General features: G+C 72.3%; 21 protein-coding genes. 14 read left to right on the top strand and 7 right to left on the bottom strand.

Going from position 1 to position 20,202, the window contains the following annotated elements; all coding sequences use genetic code 11:
- Nucleotides 1–54: 54 nt before the first annotated feature.
- On the bottom strand, nucleotides 55–657 hold the full coding sequence (locus ACZ45E_RS04070; RefSeq protein ID WP_468216246.1) for a nucleotidyltransferase family protein: 603 nt from the start codon (nucleotides 655–657) through the stop codon (nucleotides 55–57).
- A 195-nt stretch (nucleotides 658–852) separates the two neighbouring features.
- Here ACZ45E_RS04070 and ACZ45E_RS04065 point away from each other — a divergent pair, with 195 nt between their 5' ends.
- A complete protein-coding gene (locus ACZ45E_RS04065) occupies nucleotides 853–1,182 on the top strand; it encodes a DUF5955 family protein (RefSeq protein WP_468216243.1) in 330 nt (109 codons plus the stop codon).
- 51 nt (nucleotides 1,183–1,233) lie between these two features.
- Here ACZ45E_RS04065 and ACZ45E_RS04060 read toward each other — a convergent pair whose 3' ends face one another.
- Entirely contained in the window at nucleotides 1,234–2,034 is an 801-nt protein-coding gene (locus ACZ45E_RS04060; RefSeq protein WP_468216241.1) for an IclR family transcriptional regulator, read from the bottom strand.
- Between the two features lie 241 nt (nucleotides 2,035–2,275).
- Between ACZ45E_RS04060 and allB the strand changes: the two genes are divergently transcribed.
- Together allB and alc are read left to right on the top strand one after the other, a co-directional pair.
- Nucleotides 2,276–3,622 (top strand): allantoinase AllB, encoded by a 1,347-nt coding sequence (gene allB, locus ACZ45E_RS04055; protein WP_468216238.1) that lies wholly within the window; start codon nucleotides 2,276–2,278, stop codon nucleotides 3,620–3,622.
- A gap of 4 nt (nucleotides 3,623–3,626) precedes the next feature.
- Nucleotides 3,627–4,760, top strand: coding sequence for an allantoicase (alc, locus tag ACZ45E_RS04050; RefSeq protein ID WP_468216236.1), 1,134 nt, complete (start codon nucleotides 3,627–3,629; stop codon nucleotides 4,758–4,760).
- A 70-nt stretch (nucleotides 4,761–4,830) separates the two neighbouring features.
- On the opposite strand, the gene ACZ45E_RS04045 is transcribed toward alc, so the two are convergent.
- Nucleotides 4,831–5,562 (bottom strand): SDR family oxidoreductase, encoded by a 732-nt coding sequence (locus tag ACZ45E_RS04045; RefSeq protein WP_468216234.1) that lies wholly within the window; start codon nucleotides 5,560–5,562, stop codon nucleotides 4,831–4,833.
- A 203-nt stretch (nucleotides 5,563–5,765) separates the two neighbouring features.
- Here ACZ45E_RS04045 and ACZ45E_RS04040 point away from each other — a divergent pair, with 203 nt between their 5' ends.
- On the top strand, nucleotides 5,766–6,182 hold the full coding sequence (locus tag ACZ45E_RS04040; RefSeq protein WP_468216232.1) for a ribonuclease: 417 nt from the start codon (nucleotides 5,766–5,768) through the stop codon (nucleotides 6,180–6,182).
- A 29-nt stretch (nucleotides 6,183–6,211) separates the two neighbouring features.
- On the opposite strand, the gene ACZ45E_RS04035 is transcribed toward ACZ45E_RS04040, so the two are convergent.
- On the bottom strand, nucleotides 6,212–6,430 hold the full coding sequence (locus ACZ45E_RS04035) for a hypothetical protein (protein ID WP_468216231.1): 219 nt from the start codon (nucleotides 6,428–6,430) through the stop codon (nucleotides 6,212–6,214).
- Between the two features lie 179 nt (nucleotides 6,431–6,609).
- Here ACZ45E_RS04035 and ACZ45E_RS04030 point away from each other — a divergent pair, with 179 nt between their 5' ends.
- From ACZ45E_RS04030 to ACZ45E_RS04015, 4 genes are all read left to right on the top strand, one after another.
- Nucleotides 6,610–7,881, top strand: a complete 1,272-nt coding sequence (locus ACZ45E_RS04030; RefSeq protein WP_468216229.1) for a sensor histidine kinase — start codon at nucleotides 6,610–6,612, stop codon at nucleotides 7,879–7,881.
- 43 nt (nucleotides 7,882–7,924) lie between these two features.
- Nucleotides 7,925–8,587 (top strand): response regulator, encoded by a 663-nt coding sequence (locus ACZ45E_RS04025; protein ID WP_468216227.1) that lies wholly within the window; start codon nucleotides 7,925–7,927, stop codon nucleotides 8,585–8,587.
- Nucleotides 8,588–8,663: 76 nt separating this feature from the next.
- The gene (locus ACZ45E_RS04020; protein WP_468216224.1) at nucleotides 8,664–9,914 is read left to right on the top strand and encodes an ROK family protein; all 1,251 of its coding nucleotides are present in this window, start codon (nucleotides 8,664–8,666) and stop codon (nucleotides 9,912–9,914) included.
- A gap of 48 nt (nucleotides 9,915–9,962) precedes the next feature.
- A complete protein-coding gene (locus ACZ45E_RS04015) occupies nucleotides 9,963–11,153 on the top strand; it encodes a cytochrome P450 family protein (RefSeq protein ID WP_468216221.1) in 1,191 nt (396 codons plus the stop codon).
- Nucleotides 11,154–11,186: 33 nt separating this feature from the next.
- Here ACZ45E_RS04015 and ACZ45E_RS04010 read toward each other — a convergent pair whose 3' ends face one another.
- A complete protein-coding gene (locus ACZ45E_RS04010) occupies nucleotides 11,187–12,191 on the bottom strand; it encodes a Gfo/Idh/MocA family protein (protein ID WP_468216219.1) in 1,005 nt (334 codons plus the stop codon).
- A 157-nt stretch (nucleotides 12,192–12,348) separates the two neighbouring features.
- On the opposite strand from ACZ45E_RS04010, the gene ACZ45E_RS04005 reads away from it, so the two are divergent.
- From ACZ45E_RS04005 to ACZ45E_RS03990, 4 genes are all read left to right on the top strand, one after another.
- Nucleotides 12,349–13,347, top strand: coding sequence for a sugar ABC transporter substrate-binding protein (locus ACZ45E_RS04005; RefSeq protein ID WP_468216216.1), 999 nt, complete (start codon nucleotides 12,349–12,351; stop codon nucleotides 13,345–13,347).
- Nucleotides 13,348–13,487: 140 nt separating this feature from the next.
- The gene (locus tag ACZ45E_RS04000; RefSeq protein ID WP_468216214.1) at nucleotides 13,488–14,492 is read left to right on the top strand and encodes a sugar ABC transporter substrate-binding protein; all 1,005 of its coding nucleotides are present in this window, start codon (nucleotides 13,488–13,490) and stop codon (nucleotides 14,490–14,492) included.
- Nucleotides 14,489–15,532, top strand: coding sequence for an ABC transporter permease (locus tag ACZ45E_RS03995; protein ID WP_468216211.1), 1,044 nt, complete (start codon nucleotides 14,489–14,491; stop codon nucleotides 15,530–15,532). Before ACZ45E_RS04000 ends, ACZ45E_RS03995 begins: the two co-directional genes overlap by 4 nt.
- Nucleotides 15,499–16,401: an ATP-binding cassette domain-containing protein gene (locus tag ACZ45E_RS03990; protein WP_468216209.1), complete on the top strand. Its 903-nt coding sequence runs from the start codon at nucleotides 15,499–15,501 to the stop codon at nucleotides 16,399–16,401. The genes ACZ45E_RS03995 and ACZ45E_RS03990 overlap by 34 nt, the downstream gene beginning before the upstream one ends.
- Before the next feature lie 78 nt (nucleotides 16,402–16,479).
- Here the strand turns inward: ACZ45E_RS03990 and ACZ45E_RS03985 are convergent, their stop codons facing one another.
- Nucleotides 16,480–16,833, bottom strand: coding sequence for a VOC family protein (locus tag ACZ45E_RS03985; RefSeq protein WP_468216207.1), 354 nt, complete (start codon nucleotides 16,831–16,833; stop codon nucleotides 16,480–16,482).
- Nucleotides 16,834–17,078: 245 nt separating this feature from the next.
- On the opposite strand from ACZ45E_RS03985, the gene ACZ45E_RS03980 reads away from it, so the two are divergent.
- A complete protein-coding gene (locus ACZ45E_RS03980; protein WP_468216204.1) occupies nucleotides 17,079–18,218 on the top strand; it encodes an ROK family glucokinase in 1,140 nt (379 codons plus the stop codon).
- Between the two features lie 66 nt (nucleotides 18,219–18,284).
- Complete coding sequence (locus ACZ45E_RS03975) at nucleotides 18,285–18,863, top strand: sugar kinase (RefSeq protein ID WP_468216201.1); 579 nt, start codon at nucleotides 18,285–18,287, stop codon at nucleotides 18,861–18,863.
- Nucleotides 18,864–18,907: 44 nt separating this feature from the next.
- Here the strand turns inward: ACZ45E_RS03975 and ACZ45E_RS03970 are convergent, their stop codons facing one another.
- Nucleotides 18,908–19,951: a mannose-binding protein gene (locus ACZ45E_RS03970; protein ID WP_468216199.1), complete on the bottom strand. Its 1,044-nt coding sequence runs from the start codon at nucleotides 19,949–19,951 to the stop codon at nucleotides 18,908–18,910.
- Nucleotides 19,952–20,202: the final 251 nt, after the last annotated feature.

Below are 20,202 nucleotides of genomic sequence, written 5' to 3'. Positions count from 1 at the left end.
GTTGATGTCGAGATTCTCTGAGTCGACAGAACGTGGCGCTCAGTGCCACCCCTTTCACTCAAGGTGGCGGAGGTCCGCCGCCGTGTCGATGTCGAACGCCTCGGCGACGTCCCCGCACTCGACCAGCTCCACGGCCGCCGCGTGCTTCCTGAGGTAGTCGCGGGCCCCGCGGTCCCCGGCCGCGCTCGCCGCGACCCCCGCCCAGTGCGCGCGGCCGAAGAGCACCGGGTGCCCGCGCTCCCCGTCGTACGCGGCCGCCGCCAGGGACGCGGGCGAGCGGTACGCGGCCCGGACCCGGGCCACCGCGGCCGCGCCGATCCCCGGCTGGTCGACGAGCAGGACGAGGGCGGCCGAGGCGCCGGTGGCCGAGAGCGAGTCCAGGCCCGCACGCAGCGACGAGCCCATCCCGTCCTCCCACGCCGGGTTCTCCACGATCACGCACCCCTCCAGCCGGGCCCGTGCCCGTACGTCACCGGCCGCCGCCCCGAGTACCACGTGCAGCGGCCCGCATCCCCCCTCGCGCAACATCCGCACCGCGTGCTCCACGAGCGGGCGCCCGCGGTGCGTCAGCAGGGCCTTGGGGCGCCCCCCGAGCCGTCGCCCGCCCCCCGCGGCCAGCAGTACTCCGGCCACCTCGTCCGTTTCTCCGGTCGTCATGACCCCTGCATACCGCATGGGCCAGGGCGGTGCCCGAGTGCATGCGGTTGCCTGACGCGACGGACTGGCGCGAAAGGGGGGTCGTGGCGTTAACTAGGCGCCCACGAACCCGAGTTGGGCACCCGACCAGCGCCCGGCGCGGGTCTGCACCGAAGGCGTACGGCAGGCGCACAACGGCGTGCGAGGGGGAGACCTGTGTTGCGGAGCGTGGAGCAGAGGCAGAGGCAGAGTCTGGTGACGGGCGGCGACGAGGATCCCCGGGTGGCGGAGCTGTGCGCAGCCGTGTCCCGGCTGCGCAGGGAGCTCGCCGCCCATCCGGCGGAGTTCCCGGACCGGGGTATCGCCGAGGAGGAACTGGCGGCCCTCGACGCGATGGTGCGCGCCGGCAGCCCGGAGGCGCCGAGGCTGCGCCGGTCACTGCTGCTGGTCGCGGGCGCGATCGGCTCGATGAGTGCCCTGTCGGCGTCGCTCACCCAGGTGCGGGGCGCGATCGAGCTGTTCGGGGGCCCGGCCTCCCGGGGCTGAGAAGGCGCCCCGGCCCGGCCGGTTCGGCGGCGGCACCGCCCACGGCGGGTCTCAGGACGCGGCGCCCGAACTGGCCAGCGCCTCCGACAGCTCACGGGCCACCTGCTGGAGCACCGGCACGATCTTGTCGGTGGCCGCCTCCGTGACGCGCCCCGCGGGGCCCGAGATGGAGATTGCCGCCGCCGTGGGCGAGTTCGGCACCGGTACGGCGAGGCAGCGCACGCCGATCTCCTGCTCGTTGTCGTCGACGGCGTACCCGAGGCGGCGCACCTCCTCCAGCGCGTCGAGGAAACCGTCGGCCGTGGTGATCGTCTTCTCCGTCGCCGCCGGCATCCCGGTCCGTGCGAGCAGCGACCGCACCTCACCGGCCGGCGCGTGTGCGAGGAGCGCCTTGCCGACGCCGGTGGAGTGCGGCAGCACCCGGCGCCCGACCTCGGTGAACATCCGCATCGAGTGCTTGGAGGGCACCTGGGCGACGTAGACGATCTCGTCCCCGTCGAGCAGTGCCATGTTCGCCGTCTCGCCGGTCTCCTCGACGAGCCGGGCCAGGTAGGGCCGGGCCCACGTGCCGAGCAGCCGCGCGGAGGACTCGCCGAGGCGGATCAGGCGCGGGCCGAGCGCGTAGCGGCGGTTGGGCTGCTGGCGTACGTAGCCGCAGGCGACCAGGGTGCGCATCAGGCGGTGGATCGTGGGCAGGGGCAGACCGCTGCTCGCGGAGAGTTCGCTGAGACCCACCTCGCCGCCGGCGTCGGCCATCCGCTCGAGAAGGTCGAAGGCGCGCTCGAGGGACTGGACACCACCGCTGGGCGCGGACTTGGCGGCATCAGAGGTGCTGGCGTTGGACGTCGGCACAGCGCGTTCCTTTCGAGGGCAAGCAGGCGATGGTGCAGCCTACCGGCGGTTTCCCGAGCGGTGATCCCTTGACCCTGAAGTTCGTCGGTAGCTACATTCTGCCTATCGGAATCATAATTTCACTTTGTGGAAACATCCAGAGGTGGCTCAGGGCGTACGGCGGTCACCGCGGACCCTTGACGGACCGCGAACGAGGAGTGAAGACTCCTTCAACAGAACGTTGAAATAGAGGAGGTCCAGGGTGTCGGACGTCGAAGTCGAACTGGTGCTGCGCTCGACCCGCGTCATCACCCCCGACGGTACGCGGCCCGCGTCGGTGGCCGTCGCCGGCGGGAAGATCGTCGCGGTGCTCGACCACGACGCGGAGGTACCGGCGGGCGCCCGGTCCGAGGACTTCGGCGACCACGTCCTGCTGCCCGGCATCGTGGACACGCACGTCCACGTGAACGACCCCGGGCGCACCGAGTGGGAGGGGTTCTGGACCGCCACCCGCGCCGCCGCGGCCGGTGGCATCACGACCCTCGTCGACATGCCGCTCAACTCCCTGCCGCCGACCACCAGCGTCGACAACCTCCGCACCAAGCAGGAGGTCGCCGCCGCCAAGGCGCACATCGACGTCGGCTTCTGGGGCGGCGCGCTGCCCGACAACGTCAAGGACCTGCGCCCGCTGCACGACGCCGGCGTCTTCGGCTTCAAGTGCTTCCTGTCGCCGTCCGGCGTCGAGGAGTTCCCGCACCTGGACAGCGACCGGCTCACCGCCTCCATGGCCGAGATCACCGGATTCGGCGGCCTGCTCATCGTGCACGCCGAGGACCCGCACGAGCTGGACATCGCCCCGCACACCAGCGGCCCCAAGTACGACGACTACCTCGCGACCCGGCCCCGTATCTCCGAGGACACCGCGATCAAGGGCCTCATCGACACGGCCAGGCGGATCGGCGCCCGCGTCCACATCCTGCACCTGTCCTCCTCCGACGCGCTGCCGCTGATCGCCGCCGCCAAGGCCGAGGGCGTCAAGCTGACCGTCGAGACGTGCCCGCACTACCTCACGCTCACCGCAGAGGAAGTCCCGGACGGGGCCAGCGAGTTCAAGTGCTGTCCGCCGATCCGCGAGGCCGCCAACCAGGACCTGCTCTGGCAGGCCCTCGCCGACGGCACCATCGACTGCGTCGTCACCGACCACTCGCCGTCCACCGCCGACCTGAAGACGGACGACTTCGCCACCGCGTGGGGCGGCATCTCCGGCCTCCAGCTCAGCCTCTCCGCCATCTGGACCGCGGCCCGCCGGCGCGGGTACTCCCTGGAGGACGTCGTCCGCTGGATGTCGGCGCGCACCGCGGAGCTGGTCGGCCTCGACGACCGCAAGGGCGCCATCGCCGTCGGCCGCGACGCCGACTTCGCGGTCCTCGCCCCCGACGAGACCTTCACCGTCGACCCGGCCGCGCTCCAGCACCGCAACCGCGTCACCGCGTACGCGGGCAGGACGCTGCACGGAGTCGTCAAGTCCACCTGGCTGCGCGGCGAACGCATCGTCGCCGACGGCGAGTTCACCGCCCCGCAGGGCAAGCTGCTCGAAAGGAACAAGTAAGACCGTGGCCGCATCCTCTGAGATACCCCGCTTCACCGGCGACGCCAGCCCGTACGGCGGCGGCGACCCGTACGCCGACTACCGCACCGCGGACTTCCCCTTCACCCGGTACGCCGACCTCGCCGCGCGCACGCTCGGCGCCGGCGTGATCGCCGCCAACGACGAGTTCTTCGCCCAGCGCGAGAACCTCCTCGTCGCCGGGCGCGCCGAGTTCGACCCGGAGCACTTCGGCCACAAGGGCAAGGTCATGGACGGCTGGGAGACCCGCCGTCGCCGCGGCCCCGGCGCCGACCACCCGTGGCCCACCGCCGAGGACCACGACTGGGCGCTCGTCCGGCTCGGCGCCCCCGGCGTCGTCCGCGGCATCGTCGTCGACACCGCCCACTTCCGCGGCAACTACCCGCAGGCGGTCTCCGTCGAGGCGACCTCGGTCACCGGCGCGCCGACCCCGGAGGAGCTGCTCGCCCCCGACGTGAAGTGGACCACGCTCGTCCCGCGCACGGCGGTCGGCGGCCACGCGGCCAACGGCTTCGAGGTCGACGTCGAGCAGTGCTTCACACACCTGCGCGTCAACCAGCACCCCGACGGCGGCATCGCCCGCCTGCGCGTGTACGGCGAGGTCGTCCCCGACCCGAAGTGGCTCGCCACGCTCGGCACGTTCGACGTCGTCGCCCTCGCCAACGGCGGCCACGCCGAGGACGCCTCGAACCTCTTCTACTCGCCCGCCTCCAACACCATCCAGCCGGGCTACTCCCGCAAGATGGACGACGGCTGGGAGACCAGGCGCCGCCGCGACGACGGCAACGACTGGATCCGCTACCAGCTCGTCGCCCAGGCGCAGATCCGCGCCCTGGAGATCGACACGGCGTACCTGAAGGGCAACTCGGCGGGCTGGGCCTCGGTCTCCGTCAAGGATGTCTCCGAGAACGGGGACGGCGACTGGGTCGAGGTGCTGCCCCGCACCCGCCTCCAGCCCGACACCAACCACCGCTTCGTGCTCGACACCCCGGCGGTCGGCACCCACGCCCGCGTCGACATCTACCCCGACGGCGGCATCTCGCGGCTGCGCCTGTTCGGCTCCCTCACGGAACAGGGCGAGGCCCGACTGGCCGCCCGCCACGCGGAGCTGGGCGCCTAGCCAGGCCCCGGGCGCACCGGCCCAGGGCGCACCGGCCCGACAGCACCGGTGCGCCCCGCGGCGCCCTGCCCTACGCGGCGTGCCCGCCGTCCACCGCGAGCTCCGCGCCCGTGACGTACGTGGCCGCGGGACCCGCCAGGTAGGCCACCGTCCGGGCCACCTCGTCCGCCGTGCCGAACCTGCCGAGCGCCGTCCCCTCCGCCTGGCCGGCCGCGTACGGGCCGTCCGCCGGGTTCATGTCCGTGTCGATCGGACCCGGGTGGACGATGTTCGCCGTGATGCCACGCCCGCCGAGCTCCCTGGCCAGGGCCTTCGTCAGGCCGATCAGGGCCGACTTGCTCATCGCGTAGAGCGTGCCGCCGGGCCCCGGCACGTACTTGGCCATGCAGGTGCCGATCGTGACGATGCGGCCGCCCTCGCCCATCACCGGCGCCGCGGCCTGCGAGGCGAGGAAGACGCCGCGGACGTTCACGGCGAGGACCCGGTCCACGTCGGAGAGGCTCAGGCTCTCCAGCGGGCCGAGGACGCCGACACCGGCGTTGTTGACCAGCACGTCGAGCCGGCCGAGCCGGTCCGCGGTCACCGCCACCGCCCCGGCCGCCTCGTCGGCGTCGCCCGCGTCGGCGCGCACCGCGAGCCCGCGCCGCCCCAGCGCCTCGATCCGGCGCACGACCTCTTCGGCGGCCTCCTTGCCCTGTACGTAGGTGACGGCCACGTCGAAACCGTCCTGCGCGAGCCGCAGCGCCGTCGCCGCGCCCACGCCACGGCTGCCGCCGGTCACCAGAGCCACCTTGCTGTCCATGAACACTCCTGAGGTCGTCGGTCGGTGTGGTGGTACGGCTTCGAGTACAGCGGCGTACGGCGACCGACGCTGGCGGCAAACGGACGCCGAGATCGGGAGCCGGCCGCGACCGGGTGGGGGCGGGAGGGCGGCGAGTTAACTCCCGGAGAACATGCCGTAGTTGGGGTTGACGTGTACCCGTCTACGCGCGTCATGCTAGGAGCATGAAGATTCCCCCACGCTTCATCAGCGTCGCCGCCCTCGCCGCCGCCCTCTTCGTCGGCGGCCCCGCCACGGTCGCCGCCCAGGCCGCCCCGGCCCCCGTCACCGCCGCCTCCCCCCTCTCCACCGCCGCGGTCGGCTCCATCTGCTACTCCGCACTGCCGTCCCAGGCGCACGACACCCTGGACCTCATCGCGCGGGGCGGCCCGTACCCGTACGACCAGGACGGCACCGTCTTCCAGAACCGCGAGAGCGTCCTGCCGTCCCGGACCACCGGCTACTACCACGAGTACACGGTCATCACGCCCGGCTCCTCCGACCGCGGAGCCCGCCGCATCGTCACCGGCGCGGCGAGCCAGGAGGACTACTACACGTCCGACCACTACGCGTCGTTCGACCTCGTCGACCACGACTGCTGAGCCGGGCCTTCCCCGACGGGCCCCGGGCCTCAGCTCTCCTGCCGGCTCCCGGCGGCCGCGAACAGCGCGATCGCGAGCACGACCAGCGCCGCACTGCCGTACACCTCGCGGCCGTCGAGGAGGCCGATGTGCCGGATCAGTCCCCAGCCCAGCCACCCGGTGAACTCGTGGACGAGGCCGACCGCGCCCTGAAGGAAGGCGAGACCGCCGACGACCTCGAGGAACTGCTGCCACTGCTTCTTGTTCATGTCCCGAACTCTCGCCCCGCGGACCCCCCTCGCACACCGGCCGCGGGGCGAGGCACGTACGGCACGAGTCGCTGCCCCGGCCGGCCCCGCGCGACCGAAGTATCCGCCCGTACGACTTTGGTCGCGCACCGGGCGCACGGGGCGCTGCGGGCCGCTCGTGGTGCGTAGATTTGTCGACCATGGAGGCAACGGAAGGGACCAGAACCCCGGAGCAGACGGTCGAACCGCCGCCGGGGTGGCGCCGCCGACTGCTGCCGTCGACGGCCGCCGGCGAACTCGACCTCGACCCCGACGGCCGCCCCGGCCGCCGAAAACGCACAGCCCGCGACTGGGCCGTCGACTTCAGCTGCTTCCTGATCGCCGTCGGCATCGGCATGGTCGCCGCCGACCAGCTCGACCGGAACCCGAACATCCCGCACGACCTCGCCGTCGTCGACCAGCTCGTCGGCGTCCTGTCCTGCGCCGCGCTCTGGCTGCGCCGCCGCTGGCCGCTCGGCCTCGCCGTCGCCATGGTCCCCGTCAGCCTGCTGTCCGACAGCGCGGGCGGCGCGGTGATGATCTCCATCTTCACGCTGGCCGTGCACCGCCCGTTCCGCTACGTCGGCTGGGTCGCGGGCGTCTCCGTCGCGCTGGTCCCGGGGTACCTCGCGCTCCGCCCGGACCCGACCACGCCGTACCTGGTCGCGGTCGCCTTCGCCGTGGTCATCGCGGCGACCTGTGTCGGCTGGGGGATGTTCGTCCGCTCCCGGCGCCAGCTCCTGATGTCACTGCGGGACCGCGCCCACCGCGCCGAGACCGAGGCGGCGCTCCGCGCCGAGCAGGCCCAGCGGCTGGCCCGCGAGGCCATCGCCCGCGAGATGCACGACGTCCTGGCCCACCGGCTGACCCTGCTCAGCGTGCACGCGGGCGCCCTGGAGTTCCGGCCGGACGCGCCCCGGGCGGAGATCGCCCGCGCCGCGGGCGTCATCAGGGAGAGCGCGCACGAGGCGCTCCAGGACCTGCGCGAGATCATCGGCGTGCTGCGCGCCGCCGACCACGGCGAGGAGTCCGGACGGCCCCAGCCCACGCTCGGCGCTCTGGACACCCTGATCGCCGAGTCCCGCGAGGCCGGCATGAAGGTCGACCTCGACCAGCACGTCACCGACCCCACGGCGCTCCCCGCCTCCGCGGGCCGCACCGCCTACCGCATCGCCCAGGAGGGCCTGACCAACGCCCGCAAGCACGCCCCCGGGGCCGAGGTCACCGTCTCGGTCGACGGCGCTCCCGGAAAGGGCCTCACCGTCACGGTCAGCAACCCGCCGCCGCCCGGCGCGGTGCCGCACGTCCCCGGCTCCGGGCAGGGGCTGATCGGGCTGACCGAACGGGCCACGCTCGCGGGCGGCCACCTCGACCACGGGCCGGGACCCGACGGCGGCTTCGTCGTCAGCGCCTGGCTGCCGTGGGCCGGATGACGGGCCGGCCCGCCGCCGGGCCCCGCTTGGTTACGGTGACCCCATGAACGCGATCCGTTTGCTGCTGGTCGACGACGACCCGCTGGTCCGCTCCGGACTGACCCTGATGCTGGGCGGGGCCCAGGACGTCGTCATCGTCGGCGAGGCGGCCGACGGTGAGGAGGCGCTCGCGGTCGCCGGCACCGTCCGCCCCGACGTCGTCCTCATGGACATCCGCATGCCGAACATGGACGGGCTCACCGCCACCGAGCGGCTGCGGGCCGCGGCGGACGCCCCCGAGGTGGTCGTCCTCACCACCTTCCACGCGGACGAGCAGGTGCTGCGGGCGCTGCGCGCGGGCGCCGCCGGGTTCGTGCTCAAGGACGCCACCCCGGGCGAGATCCTCGACGCGGTGCGCAGCGTCGTGGCGGGCGATCCGGCGCTCTCGCCCGCGGTGACCCGTCAGTTGATGACCCACGCCGCGGCCTCCGAGCGCGACGTCCGCGCGGCGGACGCCCGGCGGCGCCTCGCCTCTCTCGCCGACCGCGAGCGCGACGTCGCCGTCGAGATCGGCCGCGGCAAGTCCAACGCGGAGATCGCCGGGACCCTCTACCTCAGCGTCGCCACGATCAAGGCGCACGTCTCCCGCGTCATGACCAAGCTCGACCTCAACAACCGCGTCCAGATCGCGCTCCTCGTCCACGACGCGGGCCTGCTCGACGGCTGACCGCCCGCGGGCCACGGTAAATTTCACACCGTGATCTAAGAGTTGGCCGAAGTCAGGGTGAGGGGTGGAGCGAGCGATGGCAGGACCACGCCGGCGGACGGTGCGCGACCTGCGCCGCAACAACCGGGCCACGGTATTGAGCAAGCTCTACTTCGACGGACCGCTCAGCAGACAGGAGCTCGGCCCGCTCACCGCCCTCAGCTCGGGCTCCATCAGCAACGTCGTCGCGGAGCTGGTCGCCGACGGACTCGTGGAGGAGGCCGGCTCCGTCGACTCCGACGGCGGCCGCCCCCGCACCCTGCTGCGCGTCGCGCCCGGCAGCGGCCACGTCGTCGGGGTGGACGTGGGCGAGACCCGGGTCCGCGTGGAGCTGTTCGACCTGTCGCTGCGTGAACTCGCGCGCGTGGACGCCCCGTTGCCCGACGCCGCACCGGACGGCACCTACGACGCCCACGAGATCGTACGGCTCGTCGCGGGCGGCCTCACCGAGGTCCTGGCCGGGACCGAGGTGACCTCCGCGTCGCTCATCGGCGTCGGGATCGGGGTGCCCGGCATCGTGGACGCCTCCGGCGCGGCCGGCGCCGTCGTGCACGGCCAGACCATCGGCTGGGACGCCGTCCCCCTGGAGGCGATGCTGCGCGCCCCCGGCGAACTCCCGCCGGAGATCCCGCTGTTCGTCGACAACGGGGCCAAGACCCTCGGCCGCGCCGAGATGTGGTTCGGGGCCGGCCGCGGCGCCCGCAACGCGGTGATCACCCTCATCGGCTCCGGTGTCGGCGCCTGCGTCATCGCCGACGGCGTGCCCTACCGCGGCTCCTCCAGCAGCGCGGGGGAGTGGGGCCACACCGTCCTCCAGGTCGGCGGCCGGCTCTGCCGGTGCGGCTCGCGCGGCTGCCTCGAGGCGTACGTCGGCGCGGAGGCCCTCCTCGAACGGTGGCGGGAGGCGGGCGGCAGCTGGACCGCCCAGGACGAGGAGGGCGCGCTCGCCGAACTCCTGGCCGCCCCCGACACCGGTCAACTCCTCGACGAGACGGCGGAGTTCCTCGGCGCGGGCATCGCCGACCTGGTCAACCTCTTCAACCCGGAACGGATCGTCGTCGGCGGCTGGGCCGGACTGCTCCTCGGCCCGCGCCTGATCGAACCGGTGCGCCGCGCCGCCGCCGCGTACGCGCTGCGCCACCCCTTCGCGCAGACCACCGTCGAACTCGGCCGCCTCGGCGCCGACGCGGTCACGGTCGGCGCGGCGACCCTGCCGCTCGCCCGGTTCCTGGAGACGGGCGGCGCCCGGCGGGAACGGATCGTGAGCGAGCCGAGTTGGACGAGGTGAGAGGCGCACGCCGGTGAGGACCGGGACGACAGCGGGGGGTACGCGAGCATGACAGAGCCGAGCGGGACCGTCGACCTCGACGCGTTCGAGGACGGCGCGCGGTCCTTCTACGCCGACCCCTACCCCGTGTACGACGCGCTGCGCCGCCGCGGCACCGTGCACCACGTGCGGACCCCGGGGCCCGGCCCCCGCGAGGAGCTGTGGCTGATCGTCGGGCACGAGGCGGCCCGGGCCGCGTTCACCGACCCGCGCCTGGTCAAGTCCCCGCCCTGGGGGTTCGACGACGACGTCATCGGACGGCACCTGCTCTTCGCGGACCCGCCCGAGCACGGCAGGCTCCGGTCGCTGGTCACCCGGGAGTTCACCGCGCGCCGGGTCGCCGGGCTCGAACAGCGCATCCAGAAGATCACGGACGAGCTGCTCGACGACATGGTGCCGCGGGGCTCCGCCGACCTGATCGCCGCGCTGGCCTTCCCGCTCCCGCTCGTCGTCATCTGTGAGCTGCTCGGCGTCCCCGACATCGACCGGGACCGCTTCCGCCGGATGTCGAGTCAGGTGGTCGCGCCGACCAGCGACGACGAGGCCGCGGACGTGTACGTCGAACTGGCGGCGTTCCTCGACGCGTTGATCGAGGACAAGCGCCGCGCGGACCCGGCCGACGACCTGCTGAGCGCCCTCATCAGGACCACCGCGGAGGACGGCGACCGGCTCTCCCCGTCCGAGCTGCGCGCCATGGCCTTCCTCCTGCTCGTCGCGGGCCACGAGACCACCGTCAACCTGATCGGCAACGGGGTACGCGCCCTGCTCTCGCACCCGGACCAACTCGCCGCCCTGCGCGCGGACATGAGCCTCCTCGACGGCGCCGTGGAGGAGATGCTCCGTTACGACGGCCCGGTGGAGACCGCCACGCACCGCTTCGCCGCGGAACCCATCGAGATGGACGGCACGGTGATCCCGGCGGGCGCGCCCGTCCTGATCGGCCTCGGCTCGGCGGGCCGCGACCCGGACCGCTTCCCGGCGCCGGACCGCTTCGACATCCGCCGCGAGGCCCGCGGCCACCTGGCGTTCGGCCACGGCATCCACTTCTGCCTCGGCGCCCCGCTGGCCCGCATCGAGGGCCGCACCGCCATCCGCTCCCTGCTGGAGCGCTGCCCGGACCTGGCCCTGGCCGCCGAGCCCGACGCCTGGCTCCCCGGCATGCTGATGCGCGGTGTCCGCACGTTGCCGGTGCGCTGGTAGCCCCGGGCGGCGACGCGTGCCGTCCCGTGCCTGTCAGCCCCCGGGTACCTCCGCCACCCGCACCATCCTCCGCTCGGCCCGGGACACCTCGCACGCCTCGGCGACCCGCAGCGCCGCCAGCGCCTCCCGCCCGTCGCACGGGTTGGCCCGCGCCCCGCGCACCACGTCGACGAACGCCTTCAGCTCGGCCTCGTAGGCGGGCGCGAACCGTTCGAGGAACCCGGGCCACGGCTTCGCCGCCGCCGGTGGCCCCTCCGGCTCCGTCGAGGTGACCGGTGTCCGGTCGTCGAGGCCCACGACCACCGTGTCCCGCTCGCCGGAGAGCTCCATCCGCACGTCGTACCCGGCGCCGTTGCACCGCGTCGCCGTGGCCGTCGCCAGCGTTCCGTCGTCCAGGGTGAGGACGACGGCCGCGGTGTCGACGTCCCCCGCCTCCCGGAACATCGGGGGCCCCGCGTCCGAGCCGGCCGCGTACACCTCGACGATCTCGCGCCCCGTGACCCACCGCAGGATGTCGAAGTCGTGGACGAGGCAGTCCCGGTAGAGGCCGCCGGAGAGCGGCAGGTACGCGGCAGGCGGCGGCGCCGGGTCGCAGGTCATCGCCCGTACGGTGTGCAGCCGCCCGAGCGCCCCCGACCGCACGGCTTCCCGCGCCGCCGTGTACCCGGCGTCGAAGCGCCGCTGGAAACCGAGCTGGAGGACGGTGCCCGCCGCCTCCACCTGGTGCAGCGCGGCCAGCGTCCCGGGCAGGTCGAGAGCGATCGGCTTCTCGCAGAACACCGGCAGGCCGGCCCGCGCGGCGCGCCCGATCAGCTCGGCGTGCGCGGCGGTCGCGGCCGTGATCACCAGGGCGTCCACGCCCCAGGCGAACAGCTCGTCGACGCCCGGCGCCGCGGTCGCCCCGATGCGGTCGGCGAGCGCGACGGCCCGCGCGGGCTCGGCGTCGGTGACGACGAGCGAGCCGATCTCCCGGTACCGCTCCAGCACACCCGCGTGAAAAGTCCCGATCCGGCCCGTTCCGATGAGTCCGATGCGCATGGACCCAACGTGCCGTCCCACCCAGGTGCTGTCAATCCTTTGTCCTGACAAACACCGTGCAGTCCTTATGTTCTGACAAAGTCATTGACGCTGCGACGGGACCCCGCTACAAACTCCCCCAGCCGCACCGCGCGGCCGGAGGAGAGGTGGCTCCACCATGCGCACGACCCGCACAGCTCGTACGGCCGCTGCCCTCGTCGCGGTGATCGCCCTCGCCGCCGGTTGCAGTGGATCGGGCGGCAAGAAGACCGAGGACGGGGCGGACGCCTCGCAGAACGGCAAGGGGGTCTCGACGCCCCGTCTGAAGATCGCGATGGTCACGCACTCGGGTGAGGGCGACACCTTCTGGGACATCGTGCGCAGCGGCGCCAAGCAGGCCGCCGCCAAGGACAACGTCGACCTCCTCTACTCGAACGACAAGGAGGCCAAGGGGCAGGCCGAGCTCGTCCAGGCGGCGATCGACAAGAAGGTGGACGGGATCGTCGTCACGCTCGCCAAGCCGGAGGCCATGCGGGCGGTACTCGGCAAGGCGAAGGCCGCGGGCATCCCGGTGGTCTCCATCAACTCGGGCTCCCAGTTCTCGCAGAAGTACGGCGCGCTCAGCCACATCGGCCAGGAGGAGGCCGTGGCAGGCGAGGCCGTCGGCACCAGGCTGACGCAGGAGGGCCGCAAGAAGACGCTGTGCGTCATCCACGAACAGGGCAACGTCTCCCTGGAGCAGCGCTGCGCCGGCGTCAAGAAGACCTTCGAGGGCAGCGTCGAGAACCTGAACGTCGACGGCACCAACGCCCCCGCCTCCCAGTCCTCCATCGAGGCCAAGCTCCAGGCCGACGGGTCCATCGACGCGATCGTCGCGCTCGGCGCCCCGGTCGCGGCCCTCGCGGTGAAGGCGAAGGAGGGTGCGGGCAGCGAGGCGGAGATCGCCACCTTCGACCTGAACGCCGAGGTCGTCCGGCGGCTGAAGGCGAACGAGGTCACCTTCGCCGTCGACCAGCAGCCGTACCTCCAGGGCTATCTCTCCGTCGACGAACTGTGGCTCCACGAGACCAACGGCAACGTGCTGGGCGGCGGCGAACCCGTCCTCACCGGACCGGCCCTCGTCACCGAGAAGGACGTGCCCCAGCTGGAGAAGTACACCGCGCGCGGCACCCGGTGAACCGTTGGATGATCCCCGTGACCCATACTTGTGCGTTTGGGACCGCAAAGTGGTCCTCAAGGACCGGTGAGAGGTCCGCCGGGACCGGCCCCGCGCCGGCTCCGGTGTACGAAGCAGCAGACCAAGAAGGGCACGGCCTCGTGGCACGGTTTCGGACCTGGGTGAGCATCGCCGTTGCGGGGGCGCTCGGCCTCACGCTGGCGGGATGCAGCAGCACCGGCGGCAAGCGGGCGGAGGACGCCAGGAAGGCGCAGTCCGCTCAGGGCAAGGCCGCGGTGAACACCCCGCGCTGGACCTTCGCCATGATCACCCACTCGGGTGATGGCGACACCTTCTGGGACATCGTCCAGAGCGGCGCCAAGCAGGCCGCCGTCAAGGACAACATCAACTTCCTCTACTCGCACAACGACGAGGCCAACCAGCAGGCGCAGCTCGTCGACGCCGCGATCGACAAGAAGGTCGACGGCATCATCGTCACGCTCGCCAAGCCGGCCGCGATGAAGTCGGCCCTGGCCCGCGCCGAGAAGGCCGGCATCCCGGTCGTCACGGTGAACTCGGGCTCCGCCGAGTCCAAGCGGTTCGGCGCGCTCACGCACATCGGCCAGGACGAGAAGATCGCGGGCGAGGCCGTCGGCGAGGAGCTCAACAAGCGCGGGAAGAAGAAGGCCCTGTGCATCCTGCACGAGCAGGGCAACGTGGGCCACGAGCAGCGCTGCGAGGGCGCCAAGGAGACCTTCGAGGGCACGATGACGAACCTGTACGTCGAGGGCACCAACATGCCCGACGTGCAGTCCTCCATCGAGGCGAAGCTCCAGTCCGACAGTGCCGTCGACGCGGTCGTCACGCTCGGCGCGCCCTTCGCGGCCACCGCCGTGAAGGCGAGGGAGGACGCGGGCAGCAAGGCGGAGATCGACACCTTCGACCTGAACGAGAAGGTCGCCCAGGGCCTGAAGGACGGCTCGCTCGGCTTCGCCGTCGACCAGCAGCCCTACCTCCAGGGCTACCAGGCCGTGGACCTGCTCTGGCTCTACCGGTACAACGCCAACGTCCTCGGCGGCGGCAAGCCGGTCCTCACCGGCCCGCAGATCGTCACCAAGGACCAGGCCGCCGAGCTCGAGGAATACGCGAAGCGGGGAACCCGATGACGACCACGACCCCCGGGTCACAGCTCGACGAGAGAGTGCTGCGGACCTCGCCCTGGAAGAAGCTGATGGGCCGCCCCGAGCTGGGCTCGGTCGTCGGCGCCGTCGCCGTCTTCATCTTCTTCGCGATCTTCGCGGACAGCTTCCTGCGGGCGGCGAGCCTCGCGACCGTCCTCTACGCGGCGTCGACCCTCGGCATCATGGCCGTGCCGGTGGCGCTGCTGATGATCGGCGGCGAGTTCGACCTGTCGGCGGGCGTCCTCGTGACGTCGTCGGCGCTGATCTCGTCGATGTTCAGCTACCAGATGACGGCGAACACCTGGGTCGGCGTCGGGGTCTCCCTCCTCGTCACCCTCGCCATCGGCGTCTTCAACGGCGTCATGCTGACCCGCACCAAACTGCCCAGCTTCATCATCACGCTGGGCACGTTCCTGATGCTGACCGGCATGAACCTCGGCTTCACCAAGCTGATCAGCGGCACCGTCTCGACGAAGTCGATCTCCGACATGGAGGGCTTCTCCTCCGCCAAGTCCGTCTTCGCCTCCACGCTCACCGTCGGCGGCGTCGACTTCAAGATCACGATTCTCTGGTGGCTCGCCCTGATCCTGGTAGCCACCTGGATCCTGCTGCGCACCCGCGTCGGGAACTGGATCTTCGCGGTCGGCGGTGACGTGGACGCGGCCCGCGCGGTCGGCGTCCCGGTCAACAAGACCAAGATCGGCCTGTACATGGGGGTCGCTTTCGGCGCCTGGATCTCGGGCCAGCACCTGCTCTTCTCGTACGACGTCGTGCAGTCCGGCGAAGGCGTCGGCAACGAGCTGATCTACATCGTCGCGGCCGTCATCGGCGGCTGTCTGATCACCGGCGGCTACGGCTCGGCGGTCGGCGCGGCCATCGGCGCGCTGATCTTCGGCATGACCAGCAAGGGCATCGTCTTCGCCGAGTGGAACTCGGACTGGTTCAAGTTCTTCCTGGGGGCGATGCTGCTCCTCGCGACCCTGCTCAACGCGTGGGTCCGCAAGCGCGCGGAGGCGATCAAGTGACCACCACCGACGTACGTACGCCCCTGGTCGAGCTCGGCGGCGTCAGCAAGTACTACGGCAACATCCGGGCGCTGGAGGACGTCTCCCTCGTCGTGAACGCGGGCGAGATCTCCTGTGTCCTCGGCGACAACGGCGCCGGCAAGTCCACCCTCATCAAGATCATCGCGGGGTTGCACCGGCACGACGCGGGCTCCTTCTCGATCGACGGCGAGGAGACGCGGCTGGCCAACCCGCGCGAGGCCCTGGACCGCGGCATCGCCACGGTCTACCAGAACCTCGCCGTCGTCCCGCTGATGCCGGTGTGGCGCAACTTCTTCCTCGGCTCCGAGCCGACGAAGGGCAGGGGCCCCTTCAAGCGCATGGACGTCGACCTCATGCGCCGGACGACCCGCGAGGAACTCCTGCGCATGGGCATCGACCTGCGCGACGTCGACCAGCCCGTCGGTACGCTCTCCGGCGGCGAGCGCCAGTGCGTCGCCATCGCCCGCGCCGTCTACTTCGGCGCCAAGGTCCTGGTCCTCGACGAGCCGACGGCCGCGCTCGGCGTCAAGCAGTCGGGCGTCGTCCTGAAGTACGTGGCGGCGGCCCGTGACGCGGGTCTCGGCGTGGTCCTCATCACCCACAACCCGCACCACGCCTACCTGGTCGGCGACCGGTTCGTCCTGCTCAAGCGGGGTGCCATGTTCGGCAGCCACACGCGCGACGAGATCACCCTGGACGAACTGACACGCCAGATGGCGGGCGGCAACGAGCTCGACGACCTCCGCCACGAACTGGAGCGCGCCCCGGCCCCCACCGGCCTCGGCAAGGGCGCCCACCTCGACCAGAACCAGACGAAGGGGAGCACCCCGGGCCCCAAGACCCCCTGACCCCGACCCCCGGGGACGACCGCCCCCGGGGGCCACCGGCGCCGGGATCACCGGCGCCGGGATCACCGGCGCCGGGCGTCACTGACGTCGGTCGCTGAGGACGCAGAACTCGTTACCCTCGGGGTCCGCCAGGACCACCCAGGACTGGTCGCCCTGGCCGATGTCGACGCGCCGGGCGCCATGAGCCACCAACCGCGCCACCTCCGCGTCCTGGTCGTCGGGGCGGAAGTCGAGGTGCAGCCGGCTCTTGGCCTGCTTGGCCTCGTCGAGCCGTACGAAGTCAACCCCCGGCAAGCGGTCCGGCGCCGGACGGATCTCGAACTCCTCGTCCGAGGAGTGGACGACGACCCAGCCGAGAGCCTCGGCCCACCACTGTCCCAAGGCCGCCGGATCCGCCGAGTGGACGATTACCTGTTCCCATTCCAAGGTCATCCACGGAGCCTAGACCCGCCGGAGCGGCGAGGAACAGGTATGTGTCATCCGGCCCGGCCACCCGCCCCGGGCCCGGGCCCTGTGGGGCGGGGGCCCGCCGCCGTGCGCGGCCGGAGGCAGGTGAGGCAGAATCGGGCAACGGCGGGCGCCGGGCCCGCCAGGACCGCGAACCACCACCTAGGGGCGATACGACTCGTGCGAGCACCCAGCCGCCACCGCCGACAGCTGTCCGTCGGAGCCGCCCGATGAGCACCTACCGTGACCTCGCCCACCGGGGCAGCGCCCGGGCCACCGTCCTGCGGACCGTCGGCACCCGGGAGCGCCGCTCGCACCTGACGGCCCCCCGCGTCCCCACCGTCGGCATCGACATCGGCGGCACGAAGGTGATGGCGGGCGTCGTCGACGCGGACGGCGTCATCCTGGAGACGCTGCGCACCGAGACCCCGGACAAGTCCAAGAGCCCCAAGGTCGTCGAGGACACCATCACCGAGCTGGTCCTCGACCTGTCCGACCGGCACGACGTCCACGCGGTGGGCATCGGCGCGGCCGGCTGGGTCGACGCCGACCGCAACCGCGTCCTGTTCGCCCCGCACCTGTCCTGGCGCAACGAGCCGCTCCGCGACCGTCTCGCGGGGCGCCTCTCCGTCCCGGTCCTCGTCGACAACGACGCCAACACCGCCGCCTGGGCCGAATGGCGGTTCGGCGCGGGCCGCGGCGAGGACCACCTCGTCATGATCACGCTCGGAACCGGGATCGGCGGCGCGATCCTGGAGGACGGGCAGGTCAAGCGCGGCAAGTTCGGCGTCGCCGGCGAGTTCGGCCATATGCAGGTCGTCCCCGGCGGACACCGCTGCCCGTGCGGCAACCGCGGCTGCTGGGAGCAGTACAGCTCAGGCAACGCGCTGGTCCGCGAGGCCCGCGAGCTCGCCGCCGCCGACTCCCCGGTCGCGTACAACATCATCGACCGGGTCCAGGGCAGCATCCCCGACATCACCGGCCCCCTCATCACCGAGCTGGCCCGCGAGGGCGACGCCATGTGCGTCGAGCTGCTCCAGGACATCGGCCAGTGGCTCGGCGTCGGCATCGCCAACCTCGCCGCCGCCCTCGACCCGTCCTGCTTCGTCATCGGCGGAGGCGTCTCCGCCGCCGACGACCTGCTCATCGGCCCCGCCCGCGACGCCTTCAAACGCCAGCTCACCGGACGCGGCTACCGCCCCGAGGCCCGTATCGCCCGCGCCCAGCTCGGTCCGGAGGCCGGCATGGTCGGCGCCGCGGACCTCGCCCGCCTGGTCGCCCGCCGCTTCCGCCGGGCCAAGCGCCGCCGCGTGGAGCGGTACGAGCGCTACGACCGGTACGTCCGTACCCGCACCGGCGCCGAGGGCTAGGGCCTGCACGCCCTAGGGGCCGGCCTTCTGGCCCCCAGAACGACCAGAGCGACAGGAATGCCAGCAATGACGACCGTGCCCCGTCAACCCTCGTCCCCGGACCAGGAGCCGCCCGAGGCCCCGGACCGCGGCAGGGTCATCCGCCGCCGCGCCCTCACCCTCCTCACCATCGTGCTGCTCATCGGCATCCCCGCGGGCTACCTGGTGATCTCGGCGAACCAGAGCCGCAACAGCGGCAAGGACAAGGAGGCCAAGTACTCGGCGACCGGGCTCACCATCGGCTGGCCCTCCAAGGTGCAGCGCCGCCTCTACGAGATCCCGATCCCGGGGTACTCCCGCGACGTCGCCTACTACGAGACGAACAACTACAAGGTCAGCCGCCTGTACGCGCAGTTCCTCACCAGCAACAGTGGCCTGGAGACGTTCCTGAAGAGGATCGACAGCGACACGGCCGAGCTGAAGAAGGACAACCTCGCGATCAGCGGCCGCGACCGGAACGTGGCCGGCTGGGAGTTCACCGGCCCCGGCCCCTGGTACGGCCTGACGCGCAGCCGCAAGGACCCGTCCCCGACCCAGACCGTCGTGGTGAACCGCTCGAACCCGGACCACCCCATGGTCTTCGTGGTGTCGATGACGCACCCCTGAGCGCCGGTCCTGCCGGTCGTCGGTCCTCAGGGGGCGGACGCAGGTCAGGTCGACCAGATGACGCTGCCGTTCTGCACGATGACGACCTTGGCGTCGGCCCGCAGGATCAGCTGCGCGCCCTGGTGGCCGTGGCTTTTCGAGGCCCAGATGGGGCGGTCGTCGCCGTTGTGGATGACGAGGTTGCCGTCGCTCTGGAAGATGGCCCGGTGGTTGGGCCCGAAGGTCATGGCCGCCCAGATGGGCTTGCCCTTCTCGTTGTAGACGACGAGGTTGCCGTCGGCCTGCATGACCATCCGGATCCGGTTGGTCGTCCAGGCCTGATTGACCTCCAGGACACTGGGCGCGGAGACGGTCGCGGAGCCCCAGTCCGGTTTCGGGGCCGCCTTGGGGGCGGGCTTCTTCTCGGGGGCGGGCTTCTTCTTGGGCGGCGCGCTCGTCGCCGTCTTCTGCGGGACGGGGGCGGCGGCCGGAGGTGTCGCGAGGGTGACCTTCGGCGGCGCGCTCTTCTTCGGCTTCTCCTTGTGCGGGGGCACGCTGGGCTTCGCCGCCACGTAGTCGCCCGGGGCGGAGGGAGCGGACCCCGGGTTCAGGACGGTGTCGGAGCCCGCCGCGGCCGCGTTCTTCGCCGTGTCGCCCCGCCCGTTGTCGTCCGCGCTCCCGATCAGCAGCAGCGGTATCGCGATCAGGGCGGCGCCCGCGACGGCGGCTCCCGCCAGGACCGGCTTGCGGGGGCGTCCGCCGGCGGTGCCGATGCCGGACCTGGTGCCGGGGGGTGTCGTGCCGATGGCCGCCGCCACGGCGATGGACTTCTTGGGCGCCGCGCTGGTCTTCTCGCCCGTTTTGGAGGCCGTTCCGGAGGCCGTTCCGGAGGTCTTTCCGGAGTCCGGCGCGGAGTCCGGTATCGGTGTGGTCGCGGTGGTGGGCGCCGGTGCTGATGCCGGTGCCGGTGCGGGCTCGCCTTCGTGCCGGCTTTCAGCGGCGGCCGGATCGGGCGTCCTCGCCTCCGGTGCCGGGGGCCCGGCTTCCTCCGGGCGGGCGACGGGGGCCGCCTCTGTGTTCGCGCCTGCGGCCTGGGGCTCGGGGGACATCGCGGTACTCCTCCTCGGTGGCGAGGCCATACGTGGGGGCGTGGTGACGGCGGCGGTCCGTACTGCGACCTCGCCGGCCGCGGGAACTCCCCCCCACGGCTGTGGCTACGGCCCGGACCGTCGGCCGGATGGCGTCCTACGCCGAAGTGGCGGACGGCGTAACCAACTTAGCCCGTCGTGGGGACGGCAGCGCTCCCTTCCCACCCGTCCCTCCCGACCTGTGCCGTCACTTTGTCCGCTCTCGTCTCACA

Source organism: Streptomyces sp. NPDC030991, assembly GCF_055571235.1.
The sequence above is the reverse complement of the archived record's forward strand: the minus strand, read 5'-3'. Positions and strand labels throughout refer to the sequence as shown.

What these genes read in the sequence shown, in the direction of transcription:
- ACZ45E_RS03970 (WP_468216199.1), bottom strand. Translation starts at nt 19,951, where the DNA reads ATGTCCCCCGAGCCCCAGGCCGCAGGCGCGAACACAGAGGCGGCCCCC.
- ACZ45E_RS04020 (WP_468216224.1), top strand. Translation starts at nt 8,664, where the DNA reads ATGGCAGGACCACGCCGGCGGACGGTGCGCGACCTGCGCCGCAACAAC.
- ACZ45E_RS04015 (WP_468216221.1), top strand. Translation starts at nt 9,963, where the DNA reads ATGACAGAGCCGAGCGGGACCGTCGACCTCGACGCGTTCGAGGACGGC.
- ACZ45E_RS04045 (WP_468216234.1), bottom strand. Translation starts at nt 5,562, where the DNA reads ATGGACAGCAAGGTGGCTCTGGTGACCGGCGGCAGCCGTGGCGTGGGC.
- ACZ45E_RS04010 (WP_468216219.1), bottom strand. Translation starts at nt 12,191, where the DNA reads ATGCGCATCGGACTCATCGGAACGGGCCGGATCGGGACTTTTCACGCG.
- ACZ45E_RS04070 (WP_468216246.1), bottom strand. Translation starts at nt 657, where the DNA reads ATGACGACCGGAGAAACGGACGAGGTGGCCGGAGTACTGCTGGCCGCG.
- ACZ45E_RS03985 (WP_468216207.1), bottom strand. Translation starts at nt 16,833, where the DNA reads ATGACCTTGGAATGGGAACAGGTAATCGTCCACTCGGCGGATCCGGCG.
- ACZ45E_RS04035 (WP_468216231.1), bottom strand. Translation starts at nt 6,430, where the DNA reads ATGAACAAGAAGCAGTGGCAGCAGTTCCTCGAGGTCGTCGGCGGTCTC.
- ACZ45E_RS04030 (WP_468216229.1), top strand. Translation starts at nt 6,610, where the DNA reads ATGGAGGCAACGGAAGGGACCAGAACCCCGGAGCAGACGGTCGAACCG.
- ACZ45E_RS03980 (WP_468216204.1), top strand. Translation starts at nt 17,079, where the DNA reads ATGAGCACCTACCGTGACCTCGCCCACCGGGGCAGCGCCCGGGCCACC.
- ACZ45E_RS04005 (WP_468216216.1), top strand. Translation starts at nt 12,349, where the DNA reads ATGCGCACGACCCGCACAGCTCGTACGGCCGCTGCCCTCGTCGCGGTG.
- ACZ45E_RS03975 (WP_468216201.1), top strand. Translation starts at nt 18,285, where the DNA reads ATGACGACCGTGCCCCGTCAACCCTCGTCCCCGGACCAGGAGCCGCCC.
- ACZ45E_RS04040 (WP_468216232.1), top strand. Translation starts at nt 5,766, where the DNA reads ATGAAGATTCCCCCACGCTTCATCAGCGTCGCCGCCCTCGCCGCCGCC.
- ACZ45E_RS04025 (WP_468216227.1), top strand. Translation starts at nt 7,925, where the DNA reads ATGAACGCGATCCGTTTGCTGCTGGTCGACGACGACCCGCTGGTCCGC.
- ACZ45E_RS03995 (WP_468216211.1), top strand. Translation starts at nt 14,489, where the DNA reads ATGACGACCACGACCCCCGGGTCACAGCTCGACGAGAGAGTGCTGCGG.